This window comes from Moraxella lacunata, assembly GCF_900453205.1.
Taxonomy (GTDB): Bacteria; Pseudomonadota; Gammaproteobacteria; order Pseudomonadales; family Moraxellaceae; genus Moraxella; species Moraxella lacunata_B.
In genome coordinates this window covers 50276-67669 of sequence record NZ_UGQU01000004.1, presented here as the reverse complement: position 1 = coordinate 67669, position 17394 = coordinate 50276, and the positions used below count along the sequence as shown (strand labels likewise).

The window sequence follows — 17394 nt, the reverse complement described above, 5'->3', positions numbered from 1 at the left end:
ATATTGGCAAAATTATGAAAAATAAAAATAAAAACAATTATACAAAAGAGCCACTGCGAAATAATGATTTTGCAGCATTTTTCAATTTTTAAACCCTAGAAAATATCAGGGCTTGAACGTGTAAATATTTTATTTCGCAGTACGTCTAAAGTCTGATAAATATTCTTTTTCTCTATTGATTAGAATATTTATTTATAAACAAATAATCAATCTTTGCAAGATATTTATTAAATTCTTCAAGATGATATTTAAGTCAATTAACTTTCATTTCTTTAATAAAAAACTGGGATATATATGATTTACCTTGTTATTTTTATATTTTATATGATTGGATTTTTTTTATTGGCGATAAGCACTTCTCGTCATCAATCAAAATTTCAACACCTGATTGGATTTAAGAATTTAAAAATAATCGGTTTAATCATATTAATTGGTGGATGGTTGCCTATATTTTTTAGTTTATTAAAAGTATATTTTGTGATGAATATATTGATATTATCTTCTATTTCTGCAGGGATTATATATATAGGGTTAGTAATACATGATGAATTTCTAAAAAAATAGATTGTTTCAGTCATTGATTTTTTTCAAAATTCATTTTGTACAAGTTTGCATTTTTATCTTTCAATACATATAATGATTATTTTTTCATGAAAAATGCACAAATATTGTGATTTGAAGTCAAAAATTTATTTAACAGAGTGACTATCAGGCTGTGTTTTTTCTCTATTTTTATTGAAATACCAAGGGCAAGCACGCTCCAATTGAAATAAAACGGTGGCTACGGTCGCCGTTTTTATGTTCGTTTTTTACCCTTTTTATCATGCGTGATAAATTTGATTGAAAATTAGGGCATGCCTACCTTTTGTATTTGCAATGAAAAATGAGAAAAATCGCATGTTTTTCAAGGAAAAAACAAAGGCTGTGAGTTTTCTATCAGACAAGTTTTTGACGATGAAAAACAATCCGACCACTTAACTGGGTAAATTTTTAAGATTTTAACTTAATTTTTCAAATTAAGTGGTCGGATAGCCATTTTTCATGCAAAAACATCATTTTATTTCTATAAACTTTCTAAAATGTAAATAGTATTATAAAGGGTAGACACACCCTACCTTTTTAGGTCATAATTTGTTACAATATCAGCATTACATTTGTAAACTTTTAGCAAACTTTTTTGGAAAATATTTATGAAAAGAGTCGTCATCACAGGTATGGGCATTGTCTCAAATATCGGCAATGACCTAGCTACCGTTACCGATAGCCTAAAAAACGGCAAATCAGGCATTATCTTTAACCAAAGCTATGCCGAGCATGGCTTTAAATCGTGCGTTTCAGGCTCTATTGACCAAAGCACCCTAGATACCACAGACATTGACCGAAAACTCAAACGCTTTATGAGTGAGGCAAGTCTTTATGCCTATGTTTCGGCACTCTCTGCCATCAAACACGCAGGTCTGACACCTGCTGATGTTGCCGACAACCCCCGTGTGGCGGTCGTGGCAGGCTCTGGCGGGGCAAGCACATCTGATGTGGTAACAGCCGTAGATAATATGAAAGACAAGGGGCTTCGTGGTGTGGGTGCGATGAGCGTACCCAAAATCATGAGCAGCACCGTGTCAGCCACGCTTGCCACAGGGCTTAAAATCAAAGGGATAAGCTACTCGCTGTCATCTGCTTGTGCCACATCAAGCCATTGTATCGGTCATGCGATGGAGCTGATACAGCTTGGCAAGGCGGACATGGTCATCGCTGGCGGTAGCGAGAGTGAGCATTGGACGCAGTCGTGTATGTTTGATGCGATGGGGGCGATGAGTACCCAGTATAACGACACGCCACAGACCGCTAGCCGTCCTTATGATGCCACCCGTGATGGCTTTGTGATTGCAGGCGGTGGCGGTATGGTGGTCGTGGAGAGCCTAGAACACGCCCTTGCTCGTGGGGCAAACATTTTGGCGGAGATTGTCGGCTATGGGGCGACATCGGACGGGGCGGAGATGGTCGCCCCAAGCGGAGAAGGAGCAACTCGCTGTATGCAGATTGCCCTAACGCAGGCAGGGCTTGACACGGTGGACTATGTCAATTCGCACGGCACAAGTACGCCACTTGGCGACATTACTGAGCTAAACGCCATCGCAGAGGTGTTTGGCGGTGCGGATAAAACCCCACCCATTAGCTCCACCAAATCCATGACAGGGCATAGCTTAGGAGCGGTGGGCGTGCAAGAGCTGATTTATTGTGTGCTGATGATGAATAATGACTTTATCGCTCCAAGCATTAACATCACTGAGCTTGATGACGGAGCAAAAGCCTTTGACATCGTACAGACCACTCGCCAAACCAAGATTAACTCGGCAATGAGTAACAGCTTTGGTTTTGGAGGAACCAATTCGGCGTTGGTGGTTAAAAAGTTTGAAGGTTAAACCGTAAGGTGCGTACAACGCACCGCTTTTGCCCCAAAGTCTTTAATGGTGCGTGATACGCACCTTACTCACAAAACCAATTTTGCACCAATTTTAAAGTGCTTTGGGTATATTATGTTCATTTGAAAAGTAAAAACAATAATTTAAACTTGTAGGGTTTTAAAATTTCATTAAAATAGGTGTTATATGCCAAATAAACATATTTACAAAAGTATTTTTGGAGTTTTATTGCTTGCCCTTTTGGGGTGTCAGCCACAAAACTCGCCCAAACCCACCGAGCAAGCAACCATTAACACGGCTCAGCCAAGCAAAACAATTCCGTCAGAACCATCAATATTTGTCGTGTATTCAACCAATCGGCAAGCGGAAGGTGATGCGGCACTTTATACAGGCACACTCAATGCCAAAAATGGCTGTTTGTACATTGATGACCTGTTGATTGTGGTAACGGGTTTGTATGTTGATTGGCAAAATGAGCCGTTTTGGATTGGCAATAATCACGGTGAAAAATTTACACTTGGCGACAAAGTCAGCGTTGGCGGTTCACAAAGTAACTATGATGGCTATTTAGCCAATAACATCATTAACATTCCGAATTGCAAAGCTGAAAAAGTTTGGCTGGCTGTTCGCATTGATAAGCCATTTTTATGATGATTAACCCTATTATTAAAATAGGGTTTTATTTTATATTGATACCGCCATTCTATTTAGCTTTTCACTAATGGCTTGTCCTACAAACGCATTTAAACTACTGTCACGGCTTGCCATATAAGCACGGCGGTGCAATTCGCTATCAATACGTACATTAAATGAACCCTTAAAAGGCTTATCAGGCTCTATGCCTTGTTCAGCACAAAACGCCAAATAATCGTCCACGCTGTCATAAAAGGCTTGTTTTAAATCGTGAGCATTGTCTGCTTCAAAAGTAACAAGCTGATTAATGCCAATAAGTTTACCATAAAACATTTCATCATCATTATCAAGCGTAAATTCGCCAATATAGCCTTTATAAGTCATCATTTTTAAGCTCCTGATTTAACACATCATCATTACATTCATCAAAATAGCCTTTTTCGGACAAATAGGCTTTGACCGCTTTTAATGCTCCACCTTTAATGGTATTTTCGGGGTGGGGTTTATGCAAATGAATGCGGTCGCTATTATCATCACAATGAACAAATACCACACGAGAACCTGCCCGTTCGTGCATTTCATAACCTAATTGCGATAATAAAGTAACCAAATCACTAAATACAAAAGTTCGTACATCGCCATACAATTTGGCTTTTAATTTATCAGATTCGGTCATAAAATGCCTTGCAACTATTTTTGGTTGCATTATAACGCCCCACTTCGCCCTTTGTCAAATTTCAAATTCAAGAAAAACCCCTTTCCCTTTTCCCCATTTTCCCTTACAATTCACTTTTTTCCCTATTCTTTTAAAAATGCTCACACACCCCATTACCACCACGCACACCCCAAGCCAGCTTGTCGCACTCATCGCCACGCACTGCCCCGATTGGCAGGTGTGTTTTTTGAACAACAATCATCGCCCCGTGATTGGCATTTGCCCAAAAACCGCCTGGCAGGTTGAATTTGACGACACATTTACTGCCCACCGCTACAACCGCCATGCAGGGCAAACCACCACCTACGCCACCACTTATAGCGATTGGCAAAATGAACTCATCGCCTATGGCAAAAACTTGGATTGCCCCAGCCAAAAAGACGAATACACCCACGGCTTAATGGGCTTTATTGGCTATGACATATCGGCTCACGAATTAAATCCTAACATCGCTATCAAGCCCAACCAGCCTTGTGCTTATTTTGGGCATTATGATATTTATATTAAGCCGTGCGAGCATGGATTTGACTTGATTGGCATAAATGCTGATAAAGATATTTTTGATGAAATAAAAAATAGTTTGGCTGATTTATTAAATAAAAAATCACCAAAACCAACATCCGCCCAATTTATATCATCATGGCAAAATCAAGATTACAATCACGCCTTTAACCAAACCCAAGAATACATCAAAGCAGGCGATACTTATCAAATTAACTTAACGCAAAGTTGGCAAGCGGATTTGGCTAATTTATCCAGCCATTTACCCAATTTACAACATCAAATGAATGCCCCTTTTGCAGGTTATTTACAATTAACCAATTTTGAATTATTGTCGGTATCTCCTGAATTGTTTTTTGAATTTTATGGGGAAAATGGCAATATTCATCTGATTGCCAAACCCATCAAAGGCACACGCCCCCGCCACAGCGACCCTATTATTGATGATAAATTAAAAAACGAACTCACAAACAGCGAAAAAGACATTAGCGAAAATTTAATGATTGTGGATTTACTGCGTAATGACTTAGGCAAATACGCCCATATCGGCACGGTAAAAACACCCAAACGCTTTGCCATTGAAAGTTTTAAAAACGTACATCATATGGTCAGCACCATTACCGCCCAATTAAAAGACGTGCATAGCCTAGAAGTCTTATTTGGCAGTTTGCCCGCAGGGTCAATCACAGGCACACCCAAAAAACGGGCGTGCGAGATTATCCATGAATTAGAAATCTCCCCCCGTGGGGCGTATTGCGGAACCATGGGTTATATGAATTTTGACGGCACAGGCAATTGGAATGTGCTAATTCGCACGTTGCAAAAATCAGACAAAGTAGAGCTTTGGGCAGGAGGCGGTATTACCATAAAATCGGATATGGAGAGTGAATATCAAGAATGTTTGGATAAAGTGGGGAATATATTGCAGATGATACATGGCGAGTGCGAATAAATGCACCCATGTTCCCAAATATGCTATACTTATGCCAAATTGGAAAATAATAAGCCCGTTCTTTCATTTTATAATACCACTTATTCCAAAACGACATAAGAGCCTTTTCATGTTTCACTTTACCAACCAAACTGCCTTTTTAGACAACATCGCCACACTTGCCAACACACACATCGCCCCCAAAGTCATCGACATCGATAAGGGTTATTATCCCCTAGCTGAGATGGCTGAGCTGGGCAAGGCAGGACTGTTCGCCCCACACCTAAACGCCCACGGCAACCGCTTTGATTTGGCAATCCTTGCCAATGCCAACGTGGGGCGAGTGTGTGGCACGACCGCTTTTTTGACGTGGTGTCATCAAGTGATGGGACTGTATATTGATCAATCGGACAACAGCCTGTTAAAGGGCGAATTTTTGGACAACCACGCCCTTGCCCACACCTTTGGCGGCACCGCTCTGTCCAACCCGATGAAGACATGGGCGAACATCGAGAGCATGAAATTTGTCGCCAAAAAGGACGGCAGCGGCTACAAAGTTAGCGGCATTCTGCCGTGGATTAGTCACATCAAAGACGGTCAATACTGCGGTGCCGTGGCACAAATAGATGGCACGGACGATGAAGTGTTTTTCCTTTTGCAGTTTGATAAAGCACGACAAAGTTCATGGCAACTGCACCCCTGCCCTGCGTTTAGTGGCATGGAAGGGTCTAGCACGCTACGTATTGAGCTGACCGACTACCCCATCAGTGCCGATGACATCATCGCCTTGCCCTGCAAAGCATTCATCGCCCGTATTCGCTCGGCATTTGTACTCATGCAACTTGGTATCGGAGCAGGGATTATCATGGGAGCCATTGACGACATCAAAGAAGGCACGGCGGTCTCCAACGCCTTTTTAGAAGATCAAGCAGGCAGTCTGACCTTGGAGCTTGACAATCTGGTCGCCAAAACCCTAAGCCTTGGCAAAGACCCCTTTAACAGCGACAAAGAGTTTTTCTTAGACGTGCTAAACGTGCGTGAACAAGGGGCAATGCTGACCCTAAAAGCCACCCAATCTGCCATGCTTCATCAAGGGGCGAAAGGCTATCTGATGACTGCCCACCCCCAACGCCGTCTGCGTGAAGCTCAGTTTGTGGCGATTGTCACGCCTGCCATCAAGCATTTGCGTTATCTGTCTCATCAGCTGATGGATGAACCCAAAGTTAAGCCGATTGAGTATTTCATTTAATTTATATAAAAAGGTAATCATGACAACTTCCCCCACCGATGGTCGTGGTGCATGGCGTAAATTTATCTGCCTTGCCTGTGGCTATATCTATGATGAAGAACTGGGCGACCCCGAAGACGGCTTGCCTGCTGGCACTCGTTTTGAAGACATTCCCGATGATTGGCAATGTCCGCTGTGTGGCGTACGCAAAAGCGACTTTGAGCCTTATGAAGAGACAAGCCACATCGCCCCTGCCGTCGTCTTTGACCGCACCGAGCGTGGCGTGGTCATCGTTGGGGCGGGTCTTGCAGGTTGGGCGATGGTAGACGCTTTGCGTGCTTTGGACAAGGATTTGCTCATCACACTCATCAGTGCCGATGACGCCGACCGTTATCACAAGCCCATGCTGTCGGTCGCCCTATCCCAAAACAAAGGACGAGCCGAACTGGTGCGTGCCACGGGCAGTCAGTCTGCCCTTGATAACAACGTACGTCTGCTTGCCAACACCTACGTCACCAACATCGACACTCACACCCAGAGCCTGCACACCACCCGTGGCACGGTATATTATGACAAACTCATTCTCGCCATCGGTGCCAGCCCTGCCTATCCGCCCACCATCGCCAAAGAGATGGCATGGCACGTCAATCATTTGGAACGGTTTGACGAACTCAAATCCCGTCTAACCACCCCCAAGCACGTCGCCATCATCGGGGCAGGCATGATTGGCACCGAGCTTAGCGAAGACTTGATAAAGGCAGGTCATAAGGTCAGTCTCATTGACGTACACCCCAGACCTTTATCCGCCCTACTGCCTGCCGTGGCGGGCGAGCGGATTTTAAATGCCATCGAAGCCCTTGGGGTAAATTGGCTTGGTCATAGCATGGTCAAAGGCGTAAATGCCACCGCACACGGCTATGAGATTGACTTATTTGACTGCGACAGCGAGACGGTCAGTCCCTTGCTGGTCGATGAAATCATCGTCGCCACAGGACTTCACGTTCACGAACGCCTGCCCTTGCGTGCCAATCTGACCTTTAACAAACACACAGGCATCGCCGTCAATCCCCAAACCCTGCAAACGAGCGTGCCTGACATCTACGCCCTAGGCGACTGTATTAGCATTGATGGCGTGCCTTGTCGCTATGTCGCCCCCCACCGCTCACAGGCGAGTGTGATTGCAGGGCAAATCATCCAACAAGACGGACAAGGCACCATCTACAAACACACCCCACCGATGATTCGCCTAAAAAATAAATGCATCAGCGTCACCGCCAACGGTCTGCCCAAAGGCGTGGGCGACTGGCATGTGCTTAGCGATGATGAAAACGGGCTTGTGCTTGAGATGAGAGAACATGGCAATGTCGTGGCAACAGCAACGATAAAATCGCCATAGCAATCAAAAATAAAAATGCAAAAATAAAAAATTGGGGCGATGATTTGCCCCTTTTTTATTAGGGCGTGTTGAACTTTGGTATTTGCAATGAAAAATGAGAAAAATCGCATGTTTTTCAAGGAAAAAACGTAGGCTGATAGTCATTCTATCAGACAAGTTTTTGACGATGAAAAACAAGATTTAGCCATTTTTCATGCAAAAATTGATAAAAGCGTTAAATTTTCATCTTATTTTATAAAGAATGTTATCAATGTTCAACACGCCCTAACTACGATATTTTATAGTAAATTAAGCCCAATTTGCACCAATGCCAAATCTTGAAAAATACCTTGTAGGGGCGTGTTGAACACGCCCTTTGGTGGTGTATTTTGAAGTTAAACGATTATAATTGAATTTACGATACTTTGAACAACAAAAAAACAACCGTAAATCGCTCTACGGTTGTTCATGTCGTGGAGTGCCGAAATTAGAATGCTAGGTGAGCACCTACGCCCCACATGTTGGCATCAGAGTTTAGGTAGTTATAACCTGCTTCAATACCGAAGTTAGCGGTTGGTTGGAAACCCAGACCCACGCCACCAGCGATTGACGTTTTGTCTGTTTCGCTAGAATATAGGTTGCTGTTGGTTGTTTTGTTTTCAACTTCTGTTTTAGACAGACCCAATTTACCTTTGGCATAGACTGGTGAGTTGTTGAAGTGGTAACGATAAGTACCATACGCACCATAAGTCTTCGCTTTTAGTTCGTACTCATTGCCATTATGGTTATATTTTTCGCTGTCAGCACCTTGGTATTCTAGCTCAACACCGACGTTTTGGTCGAAGTTATAACCACCATATACGCCATAAGCAGTCAAGTCACCTTTATGACCACGAGCATTATCAACGTCAAATTGACCTACTTTTACACCCACATAAGGCTGACCCACACTATTTGCACCGTAGCTTACAGCAGCAGTGGCACTCATTGCCAATAGTGATGACGCACCAAGAGCTAGTAGGGCTTTGTTTAATGTTTTCATGGTTTCTCTCCAATTATGGTGCAAGCACCGAGTTTGTTTATTATGTCGCCATCTGACGAATTCATCATCAGTGCCGATGTGTGTATAGTAACAAAATATTTCTAAAAAACTGTGCGTATTTGTGGTGTTAAATGTAAAGTTTTGCAAAATTTACCCCCACCCCCTTTTACATTGGATGTCTTTTGCAATATTTTGTTACTTTTATCACAATTCACGCTCAAATATTGCGTTATTTTGCCAAAATTATCCCAAAACTCAGCTTATTTACCCCATTTCACAGCCAAAAATCCCAAAATAACGCCATTTTTTAAAATTTTTTGATAAATTTTAAAAAAATTGCCCAGCCTTTTGACAAAGCACGTCATTAAAACAGTCAAATTTGGGCAAAATCGGCAAGTTTTACATAAATTGTTACAATTTACGCCCATTTTCGCCAGTTTTTTGGTCAATGTTACAGGGCGTGCCTGCCTTTGGTATTTGCAATGAAAAATAGGAGAAATCGCCCGTTTTTCAAGGAAAAGTCCGCAGTTGATATTGAAATATCGACAAGGATTTTGACTTCGAGCCACAATCCGACCACTTAAATTTAAAAAATTAAGTAAAAACCTTAAAATTTTACACGATTTAAGTGGTCAGATAGCTATTTTTCATGCAAAAATGGATTGAAATCATCAAATTTTTACCATATCTTATGAGAATGCTATCAACGGTAGGCACGCCCTAATTTTTTGATAAAATCTAAGTTAAATCTTTTGGTAAATTTTAAAAAATAGGCAAATTTATGACAAAATCACTCATCATTTTTGATTTGGATGGCACACTCATTGACAGCGTGCCTGATTTGGCGGACGGCGTGGATAAAATGCTTGCTCATTTTGACAAATCCCCTGCTAGCACGGATAACGTACGGACGTGGGTGGGTAATGGCTCGGTGAAACTCGTGGAGCGGGCATTAGTGTGGGCGGAGCTATCACTTGACAATTTGCACCACGCCCATGAGATATTTTTAAAAGAATACGCCACTTGTCAAGGCAAAACGATGGAGTACAATGGGGTAACGGACGGATTAAACCGCCTTATCAAACAAGGCTTGACGCTTGCCCTGTGTACCAATAAGCCTGCTCAATTTTTGCCCGACATTTTAAATAACATGGGCTGGACGGACAAATTCGCCTGTGTCATTGGGGGCGACAGTTTGCCTACTAAAAAGCCTGACCCTGCTCCGCTTTTGCATATTTGCACCACGCTTGGCATAGACAAATCGCAAGCGGTCATGGTGGGCGACTCCAAAAATGACATCACAGCAGGGCAAAATGCAGGGATAACCACGCTCGCCCTAACCTATGGTTATAACTATGGCGAGCCGATTGCGGACAGTCGCCCTGATGGGGTGTTTGATAATTTTGGCGATTTGGTTGCATCTCTTTTATAACTCACAAAAACACACCCCAAAGACCTTGCTTGGGGTGTGTGCTGTGGTTTATTGACCGAACATTTTGGATGTTTAGCCTTCCACCACAGGGATTTTACCGATTTTGGCTTGCCAGATTTTTGGGGCGGTGGCGTGTACCGATACGCCATTGCTATCTACCGCCACCGTTACAGGCATATCCTTAACTTCAAATTCATAAATCGCTTCCATGCCAAGCTCAGGGAAAGCAACCACTTTGGCATTTTTGATGGCTTTTGAGACCAAATATGCCGAACCGCCCACCGCCATGAGATACACTGCTTTGTTGTCAGCGATGGCTTCACAGGCGATTTTACCACGCTCGGATTTACCAATCATACCCAAAAGACCAGTTTGTTCTAGCATTTGACGGGTAAATTTATCCATACGAGTGGCAGTTGTCGGCCCTGCTGGCCCCACCACTTCATCACGCACAGGGTCCACAGGCCCAACGTAATAGATGAGTTTGTTAGTGAAATCCACAGGTAGGGTTTCGCCATTATTTAGCATGTCAGTCATGCGTTTGTGAGCAGCGTCTCGCCCTGTGTAGATTTTGCCGTTAAGCAGTAGCACATCGCCTGTTTGCCATGTCGCCACTTCTTCTTTGGTTAGGGTATCCACATTGACACGCTTGCCACTGTCGGGGCTGTAAGTGATGTCAGGGTATATATCCATGCTTGGCGGTTCTAGGTTTACCGCCCCTGTACCGTCAAGCTCAAACTCCACATGGCGAGTGGCGGCACAGTTAGGAATCATCGCCACAGGCTTAGATGCGGCGTGCGTTGGATAGTCTAGGATTTTGACATCAAGCACGGTGGTAAGACCGCCCAAACCCTGAGCTCCGATACCTAGTGCATTTACCTTTTCAAAGAGTTCAAGGCGTAGGCTCTCGGTGGTAGATAGCTCTGCTCCGCTTTCGGCTTTGGCTTTTAGCTTGTGAATGTCAATGTGGCTCATGAGACTCTCTTTTGCCAAAAGCGTGGCTTTCTCTGGCGTGCCACCGATACCAATACCCAAAATACCCGGAGGACACCAGCCTGCACCCATTTTAGGAATGCTCTTTAACACCCAATCCACAATACTGTCAGACGGATTTAGCATGGTAAGTTTGGATTTGTTCTCACTACCGCCCCCTTTGGCAGCACAGGTAACTTCCACCTTATCGCCTGCCACGATTTCCATGTGAATGACGGCAGGGGTATTGTCTTTGGTGTTCACTCGTTTGCCCGCAGGGTCGGCAAGTACAGACGCACGCAGGGTGTTATCAGGGTGATTGTAGGCACGGCGAACGCCTTCGTTGACCATGTCCGCCACGCTCATGTCACTGTCCCACGTTACGTTCATGCCGACTTTTAAAAATACAGTTGCAATCCCTGTGTCTTGGCAAATCGGGCGTTTGCCCTCGGCACACATACGGCTGTTTACCAAAATTTGAGTCATGGCGTCTTTGGCGGCAGGGTTTTCTTCACGCTCTAAGGCTTCGGTCAGGGCTTCGATGTAATCGGTTGGGTGATAGTAGCTGATGTACTGAAATGCGTCTGCGATGGACTGGATAAAGTCGTCTTTTTTGATGACAGTCATGTGAGTTCCTTGTGATTGGCTGGCTAAAAAGCTGGCTAGATTTTGCTAAAAAGCGGTGTTATTGTAGCATAGATTACTACCGCTTTAAAATGTTTTTCCTAATTACCGCACAGAGCAATTGTACCACATCCCACAAAACAACAAGTATTTAAAATAAGACCCATTTTACAAAGTTCTCACTCTACTATGTTTAATAGAAAGTTTGACATGACCACTTACTAAAATTAAATTTAATACAGCACAAATTAACAAGACGCACTCACTATTGGTAATATTTTTATAGACATGATAAAAATTTGATGACTCAATCAATTTTTGCATGGAAAATAGCAAAGTCAGACTCGTCCTAGTTTTAAAGTTTTCAACTATAATTTGACATCAATCGTCTTTTTATTTGTCAAAAACACCAACAAACCAAAATCCATGCAATAAAAAAACCAAACCTTAAAAAGGTTTGGTTTTCGTAGAAATAGTGACTATTATGGACGGTCAACCAATTCCACATAAGCCATTGGTGCATTATCGCCATCACGATAACCGCATTTGATGATACGCAAATAACCACCTGGGCGAGTCTTGTAACGTGGTCCTAGCTCATTGAAAAGCTTACCAACGGTTGCCTTGTTACGAGTACGGTTAAAAGCAAGACGGCGATTAGCAACGCTGTCTTCTTTTGCCAAAGTGATGAGTGGCTCTGCTACACGACGTAGCTCTTTTGCTTTTACCAACGTGGTTTTGATTAGCTCATGTTCAATCAATGAATTGGTCATGTTTTGGAACATAGCCTTACGATGGCTGCTGGTGCGACCCAGCTTGACTCCGCTATTACGATGTCGCATGGTCAGTATCCTTTAAAATTAACGGCTACGGTAAGAAAAACGGTCATCAACTCGCAAATCGCTTGGTGGCCAGGTCTCTAAACGCATGCCCAACTCCAAACCTTTTGACGCAAGTACGTCTTTGATTTCGGTTAATGATTTCTTACCTAAATTTGGTGTTTTTAGAAGTTCAGTCTCAGAACGTTGCACCAAATCACCGATGTAGTAAATGTTTTCAGCTTTCAAGCAGTTTGCTGAACGAACCGTTAGTTCAAGGTCGTCCACTGGGCGTAATAGCACAGGGTCAATCTCTTCTTTTTCTTTAACTGGCTCAGGGGCTTCCTCGGCTTCTAGATCAACGAATATTGCAATTTGTTGTTGCAAAATCGTAGCAGCCTTACGAATCGCCTCTTCAGGGTCAATCGTACCATTAGTTTCAAGCTCAATGATAAGCTTGTCAAGGTCAGTACGTTGCTCAACACGAGCATTCTCAACATCATAAGCCACACGCAATATAGGGCTAAAACTTGCATCAAGTTTCAAACGTCCAATCGCTTTAGAATTGGCATCTTCACGACGTTGATTGGCAGGCTCATAGCCACGACCTGTCACCACACGCAGACGCATTTTTAAATGTCCACGTTCACTTAACGTACCAAGCACCAATTCAGGATTGGCGATCTCAACATTATGTGGCAGTTCAAGATCAGCAGCAGTTACAATGCCTGCACCCTTTTTATCCAATGTTAAATAAGCTTCGTTTTGGTCATGTAAAATGATTGCCAAGCCTTTTAGGTTCAAAAGCAAATCTAATACATCTTCTTGCAAACCTTCTAGTGTTGAATATTCATGATCAACGCCTTCAATTTCAGCTTCAATCACGGCAGCACCAGACAACGAAGATAAAAGAATGCGACGAAGAGCATTACCTAGTGTATGCCCAAAGCCACGTTCTAACGGCTCGAGCGTGACCTTAGCAGTCGTTTCATTAACCGTATCTACATTAATTGCAGACGGTGTTAGAAACTCAGTTACATTTGTCATAAGTCACCTCGATTAGTTCGGATTATTTAGAATATAGTTCTACAATCAAGCTTTCGTTAATTTCAGCAGGTAGGTCACTGCGATCTGGAGCAGTTTTAAACGTACCTTGTAGTTTGCTGTGGTCAACTTCTAGCCATTCTGGAATGCCACGTTGAGTCGCAAGCTCTACTGCGTTTTTAATACGAAGTTGTTCTTTTGACTTCTCATGCACAGCAATCACATCACCGTCTTGAACTTGGATTGAAGGAATGTTCACACGAACAAACTCATCACGACCTGCTTTTTTTAGCAGGATTGCACGGTGGCTCACCAACTGACGTGCTTCTGCACGAGTAGCACCAAAGCCCATACGATAAACAACGTTATCCAAACGGCGTTCTAGCATGCCAAGTAGGTTTTCACCAGTAGCACCACGCATACGAGCAGCTTCTTTATAGTAGTTTGAGAATTGACGCTCAAGCACACCATACATACGTTTTACTTTTTGCTTCTCGCGAAGTTGTAGGGCGTATTCAGAGGCCTTATTTTGGCTATTGCCATGCTGACCAGGTACGCGACCTGATTTTTTTGTCTTAACGTCGTAAGCTTTTACACCTGATTTGAGTTGCAGGTCAGTACCTTCACGGCGAGACAATTTTAATTTTGGACCAATATAACGGGCCATGAGTTATCTCCTTAAACGCGGCGTTTCTTAGGCGGGCGGCAGCCGTTGTGTGGAATTGGGGTTACATCGCTGATGCTGTTAATTTTATAACCCAATGCACCTAATGCACGAACCGCAGACTCACGACCTGGTCCTGGACCTTTAACCAAGACATCAACGTTTTTAACACCATAGGTTTCTTGTGCTGTTTTACCAGCAACTTCAGCAGCAACCTGTGCAGCAAAAGGCGTTGATTTACGTGAACCACGGAAGCCTTGTCCACCTGAGGTGGCCCAAGCCAATGCATTACCCTGACGATCGGTAATGGTTACAATGGTGTTATTAAAAGACGCATGAATATGGGCGATACCTTCAGATACCGAACGACGTGCCACTTTTTTGCGGCTACGAGTGTCTTTTGCCATCTTTTAGCTTCCTAAATTAGTTACTTTTTAATTGCTTTGCGAGGACCTTTACGGGTACGCGCGTTGGTTTTAGTGCGTTGACCACGAACTGGAAGACCACGGCGGTGACGAAGACCACGGTAGCAACCCAAATCGACCAAACGCTTGATGTTCATTGAAATTTCGCGACGAAGGTCACCTTCGGTAGCGTAATTTGCAACTTCTGCACGAACAGCATCCAGTTGTGAATCATCTAACTGACCAATTTTGGTGGTCTCGCTGATACCTACGGTTGCCAAGATTTTCTTAGCAGTAGTGCGGCCAATACCAAAAATGTAAGTTAGCGAAATCACAGCGTGTTTGTTGTCCGGAATGTTTACACCGGCAATACGAGCCATTGATTTCTCTCCGTTAGCACAAATGCTAGGCATTTGCTGTTTTACTCTACTGCTATCCTAGATAACAGCATGGCAAGTAGCGGATAATACAATATCCGCTACAAAATTGCAAGTATTAATTTGTAAAATTAACCTTGACGTTGCTTATGACGTGGCTCTGAACTGCAAATAACCAATACTTTACCTTTACGGCGTACGATTTTGCAACTGCCACAGATTTTTTTTACAGACGCTTGAACTTTCATGTCTACTCCTAATGTCATTTAGACTGGATTAAAGTTTGATCATGGTATTGATGGGTCATCAGATGTGCTTGCACCTGTGCGATGAAGTCCATAAGTACAACCACCATAATCAATAAAGATGCACCACCCAACTGAAAAGGCACGCCAAATGACGTTTGAATTACCATTGGCATTAGGCAAATGATCGCCATATACATCGCACCAATAAACGTTAGGCGATTTAGGACAAAATCCAAATATCGTTTCGTTTGCTGTCCTGGGCGTATGCCAGGAATATAAGCACCACTACGCTTTAAATTCTCTGCCACCTCACCTGGGTTAAACATCAATGCTGTATAAAAATAACAGAAAAAGATGATTAGCACGCCAAACAGTAATAAGTACAAAGGACTGCCTGGCTGTAAGATGAGTGAAATGTTCTGCATGATATTTTGCAGTGTGGTTGGATTCGCCGAAGAACCTGCCCATTGCCCCAAACTTGCAGGCAACATCAGCAATGAGCTAGCAAAAATCGCTGGAATCACCCCTGCCATATTGAGCTTTAATGGCAAATGTGATTGTTGCTGAGCATAAACTTTACGCCCTTCTTGCTGTTTTTGAGCATAATTAACAGGCACACGGCGTTGGGCACGTTCAATATAAACAATGCCAGCCATCACCGCCAAACCCAACAACGCAAAGATAAGGACAACCATTAAGTTCATGTCTTGACTGAATGCACCCGCAATCATGCCAGGGGCACTTGATATGATACTGGCAAAAATAAGCATGGATATGCCGTTGCCAATGCCGCGCTCAGTAATCTGCTCACCAAGCCACATCAAGAACATCGCTCCTGCGACCAATGCAGTCACCGCAGGAATCATAAAAGTCAAACCAGAGCTTAATGTCAAACCACCAGCAACAAGACCTGCTGACATACCAACCGCTTGCACAAATGCCAAAGCCAGTGTACCTTGCCTCGTGTATTTATTTAAAATACGCCGACCAGATTCACCTTCTTTTTTTAGGGCATCAAGCGAAGGTATCACCGCTGACATCATCTGTACCACAATGGATGCTGAGATATAAGGCATGATACCCAGTGCCATGATGGACATACGCTCCAAAGCACCGCCTGAGAACATGTTAAACATGCCCAAAAAGGTATTTTGACTGCCATCAAAAAATTGAGCAAGACGGATGGGATTCATGCCTGGTACAGGAATGTGCGAACCTAAACGATAGACAACCAACGCCCCAAGCAAAAATAACATGCGATGCCATAGCTCATCATACTTACGAATAAAAGCCAATGGATTTAATGGAATGCCTGATTTAGGCGTTGATTTAGACATGGATTACTCCTCGACGCTACCGCCAGCGGCAACGATGGCTTCTTTTGCACCTTTAGTAACTTTTACGCCTTTAAAGGTTAAAGCACGGCTAATCTCGCCTGATAAGATAATACGAGCACGCTTCATGTCACCACGGATGATGTTGGCAGCTTTTAGCGTTTCAAGTGTTACCTCATTGCCTTCAATCTTGTTAAGCTCTGACAAACGTACTTCGGCTGTTGTCAAGGCTAGTTGGCTGGTAAAACCAAATTTTGGCAAACGGCGATAGATAGGCATTTGACCGCCTTCAAAGCCTGCTGGAATGCTTGAGCCTGAACGTGAAGTTTGACCCTTGATACCACGACCACCAGTCTTACCTAGACCTGAGCCAATACCACGACCACGACGTTGGGCAGTCTTTTTTGCACCCACTGCTGGGGCAAGTTCATTTAAACGAAGACCCATTACGCTTCCTCCACTTTAACCATGTAATGTACACGATTTACCATACCACGAGTAGATGGTGTATCTTCTACTTCCACAGTATGACCGATGCGACGTAGTCCCAAACCTTTTAGGCAGGCCTTATGGCTTGCCAAACGGTGTGAGCTAGACTTAGTTTGAGTAATTTTCATTGTTTTCATAAC

At 43.3% G+C, this 17394-nt stretch carries 19 protein-coding genes; 6 read left to right on the top strand and 13 right to left on the bottom strand.

All coding sequences use genetic code 11. The features are described 5' to 3' along the window. Positions 1–1190: 1190 nt before the first annotated feature. Together DX073_RS12765 and DX073_RS12760 are read left to right on the top strand one after the other, a co-directional pair. Positions 1191–2423, top strand: coding sequence for a beta-ketoacyl-ACP synthase II (locus tag DX073_RS12765; protein WP_115008405.1), 1233 nt, complete (start codon positions 1191–1193; stop codon positions 2421–2423). 186 nt (positions 2424–2609) lie between these two features. Further along, positions 2610–3074 carry a hypothetical protein gene (locus DX073_RS12760; protein ID WP_115008404.1) on the top strand — a complete coding sequence of 155 codons (465 nt, stop codon included), beginning with the start codon at positions 2610–2612 and terminating at the stop codon, positions 3072–3074. Between the two features lie 33 nt (positions 3075–3107). Here DX073_RS12760 and DX073_RS12755 read toward each other — a convergent pair whose 3' ends face one another. Continuing rightward, entirely contained in the window at positions 3108–3443 is a 336-nt protein-coding gene (locus tag DX073_RS12755; RefSeq protein ID WP_115008403.1) for a type II toxin-antitoxin system HicB family antitoxin, read from the bottom strand. Then, a complete protein-coding gene (locus tag DX073_RS12750) occupies positions 3430–3732 on the bottom strand; it encodes a type II toxin-antitoxin system HicA family toxin (RefSeq protein WP_115008402.1) in 303 nt (100 codons plus the stop codon). Before DX073_RS12750 ends, DX073_RS12755 begins: the two co-directional genes overlap by 14 nt. Positions 3733–3868: 136 nt before the next feature. On the opposite strand from DX073_RS12750, the gene DX073_RS12745 reads away from it, so the two are divergent. The 3 genes from DX073_RS12745 to DX073_RS12735 all read left to right on the top strand — a co-directional run bounded on the left by DX073_RS12745 (position 3869) and on the right by DX073_RS12735 (position 7827). Beyond that, on the top strand, positions 3869–5224 hold the full coding sequence (locus DX073_RS12745) for an anthranilate synthase component I family protein (RefSeq protein ID WP_115008401.1): 1356 nt from the start codon (positions 3869–3871) through the stop codon (positions 5222–5224). A 109-nt stretch (positions 5225–5333) separates the two neighbouring features. After that, entirely contained in the window at positions 5334–6452 is a 1119-nt protein-coding gene (locus DX073_RS12740; RefSeq protein WP_115008400.1) for an acyl-CoA dehydrogenase family protein, read from the top strand. Between the two features lie 19 nt (positions 6453–6471). Then, positions 6472–7827 (top strand): FAD-dependent oxidoreductase, encoded by a 1356-nt coding sequence (locus DX073_RS12735; protein WP_309473758.1) that lies wholly within the window; start codon positions 6472–6474, stop codon positions 7825–7827. A gap of 466 nt (positions 7828–8293) precedes the next feature. Here the strand turns inward: DX073_RS12735 and DX073_RS12730 are convergent, their stop codons facing one another. Beyond that, the gene (locus tag DX073_RS12730) at positions 8294–8848 is read right to left on the bottom strand and encodes a porin family protein (protein ID WP_065255084.1); all 555 of its coding nucleotides are present in this window, start codon (positions 8846–8848) and stop codon (positions 8294–8296) included. Positions 8849–9629: 781 nt separating this feature from the next. Here DX073_RS12730 and DX073_RS12725 point away from each other — a divergent pair. Continuing rightward, the gene (locus DX073_RS12725; RefSeq protein WP_115008398.1) at positions 9630–10280 is read left to right on the top strand and encodes a phosphoglycolate phosphatase; all 651 of its coding nucleotides are present in this window, start codon (positions 9630–9632) and stop codon (positions 10278–10280) included. Positions 10281–10352: 72 nt separating this feature from the next. On the opposite strand, the gene DX073_RS12720 is transcribed toward DX073_RS12725, so the two are convergent. The 10 genes from DX073_RS12720 to rpmD all read right to left on the bottom strand — a co-directional run bounded on the left by DX073_RS12720 (position 10353) and on the right by rpmD (position 17391). Further along, positions 10353–11879 (bottom strand): fumarate hydratase, encoded by a 1527-nt coding sequence (locus DX073_RS12720; protein WP_115008397.1) that lies wholly within the window; start codon positions 11877–11879, stop codon positions 10353–10355. A 479-nt stretch (positions 11880–12358) separates the two neighbouring features. Then, positions 12359–12718 carry a 50S ribosomal protein L17 gene (gene rplQ, locus DX073_RS12715; RefSeq protein WP_029102652.1) on the bottom strand — a complete coding sequence of 120 codons (360 nt, stop codon included), beginning with the start codon at positions 12716–12718 and terminating at the stop codon, positions 12359–12361. An 18-nt stretch (positions 12719–12736) separates the two neighbouring features. Beyond that, complete coding sequence (locus tag DX073_RS12710) at positions 12737–13741, bottom strand: DNA-directed RNA polymerase subunit alpha (RefSeq protein WP_065255087.1); 1005 nt, start codon at positions 13739–13741, stop codon at positions 12737–12739. Positions 13742–13763: 22 nt separating this feature from the next. Next, positions 13764–14405, bottom strand: coding sequence for a 30S ribosomal protein S4 (rpsD, locus tag DX073_RS12705; RefSeq protein WP_029102650.1), 642 nt, complete (start codon positions 14403–14405; stop codon positions 13764–13766). 11 nt (positions 14406–14416) lie between these two features. Continuing rightward, on the bottom strand, positions 14417–14809 hold the full coding sequence (gene rpsK / locus DX073_RS12700; protein WP_003656963.1) for a 30S ribosomal protein S11: 393 nt from the start codon (positions 14807–14809) through the stop codon (positions 14417–14419). 20 nt (positions 14810–14829) lie between these two features. Beyond that, complete coding sequence (rpsM, locus tag DX073_RS12695; protein WP_029102649.1) at positions 14830–15186, bottom strand: 30S ribosomal protein S13; 357 nt, start codon at positions 15184–15186, stop codon at positions 14830–14832. Positions 15187–15314: 128 nt separating this feature from the next. Next, positions 15315–15431: a 50S ribosomal protein L36 gene (gene rpmJ, locus DX073_RS12690; protein ID WP_036364264.1), complete on the bottom strand. Its 117-nt coding sequence runs from the start codon at positions 15429–15431 to the stop codon at positions 15315–15317. 14 nt (positions 15432–15445) lie between these two features. Continuing rightward, positions 15446–16768 (bottom strand): preprotein translocase subunit SecY, encoded by a 1323-nt coding sequence (gene secY / locus DX073_RS12685; RefSeq protein ID WP_115008396.1) that lies wholly within the window; start codon positions 16766–16768, stop codon positions 15446–15448. A gap of 3 nt (positions 16769–16771) precedes the next feature. Then, a complete protein-coding gene (gene rplO, locus DX073_RS12680) occupies positions 16772–17212 on the bottom strand; it encodes a 50S ribosomal protein L15 (protein WP_065255089.1) in 441 nt (146 codons plus the stop codon). Then, the gene (gene rpmD / locus DX073_RS12675) at positions 17212–17391 is read right to left on the bottom strand and encodes a 50S ribosomal protein L30 (RefSeq protein ID WP_062498703.1); all 180 of its coding nucleotides are present in this window, start codon (positions 17389–17391) and stop codon (positions 17212–17214) included. The genes rplO and rpmD overlap by 1 nt, the downstream gene beginning before the upstream one ends. Positions 17392–17394 lie beyond the last annotated feature (3 nt).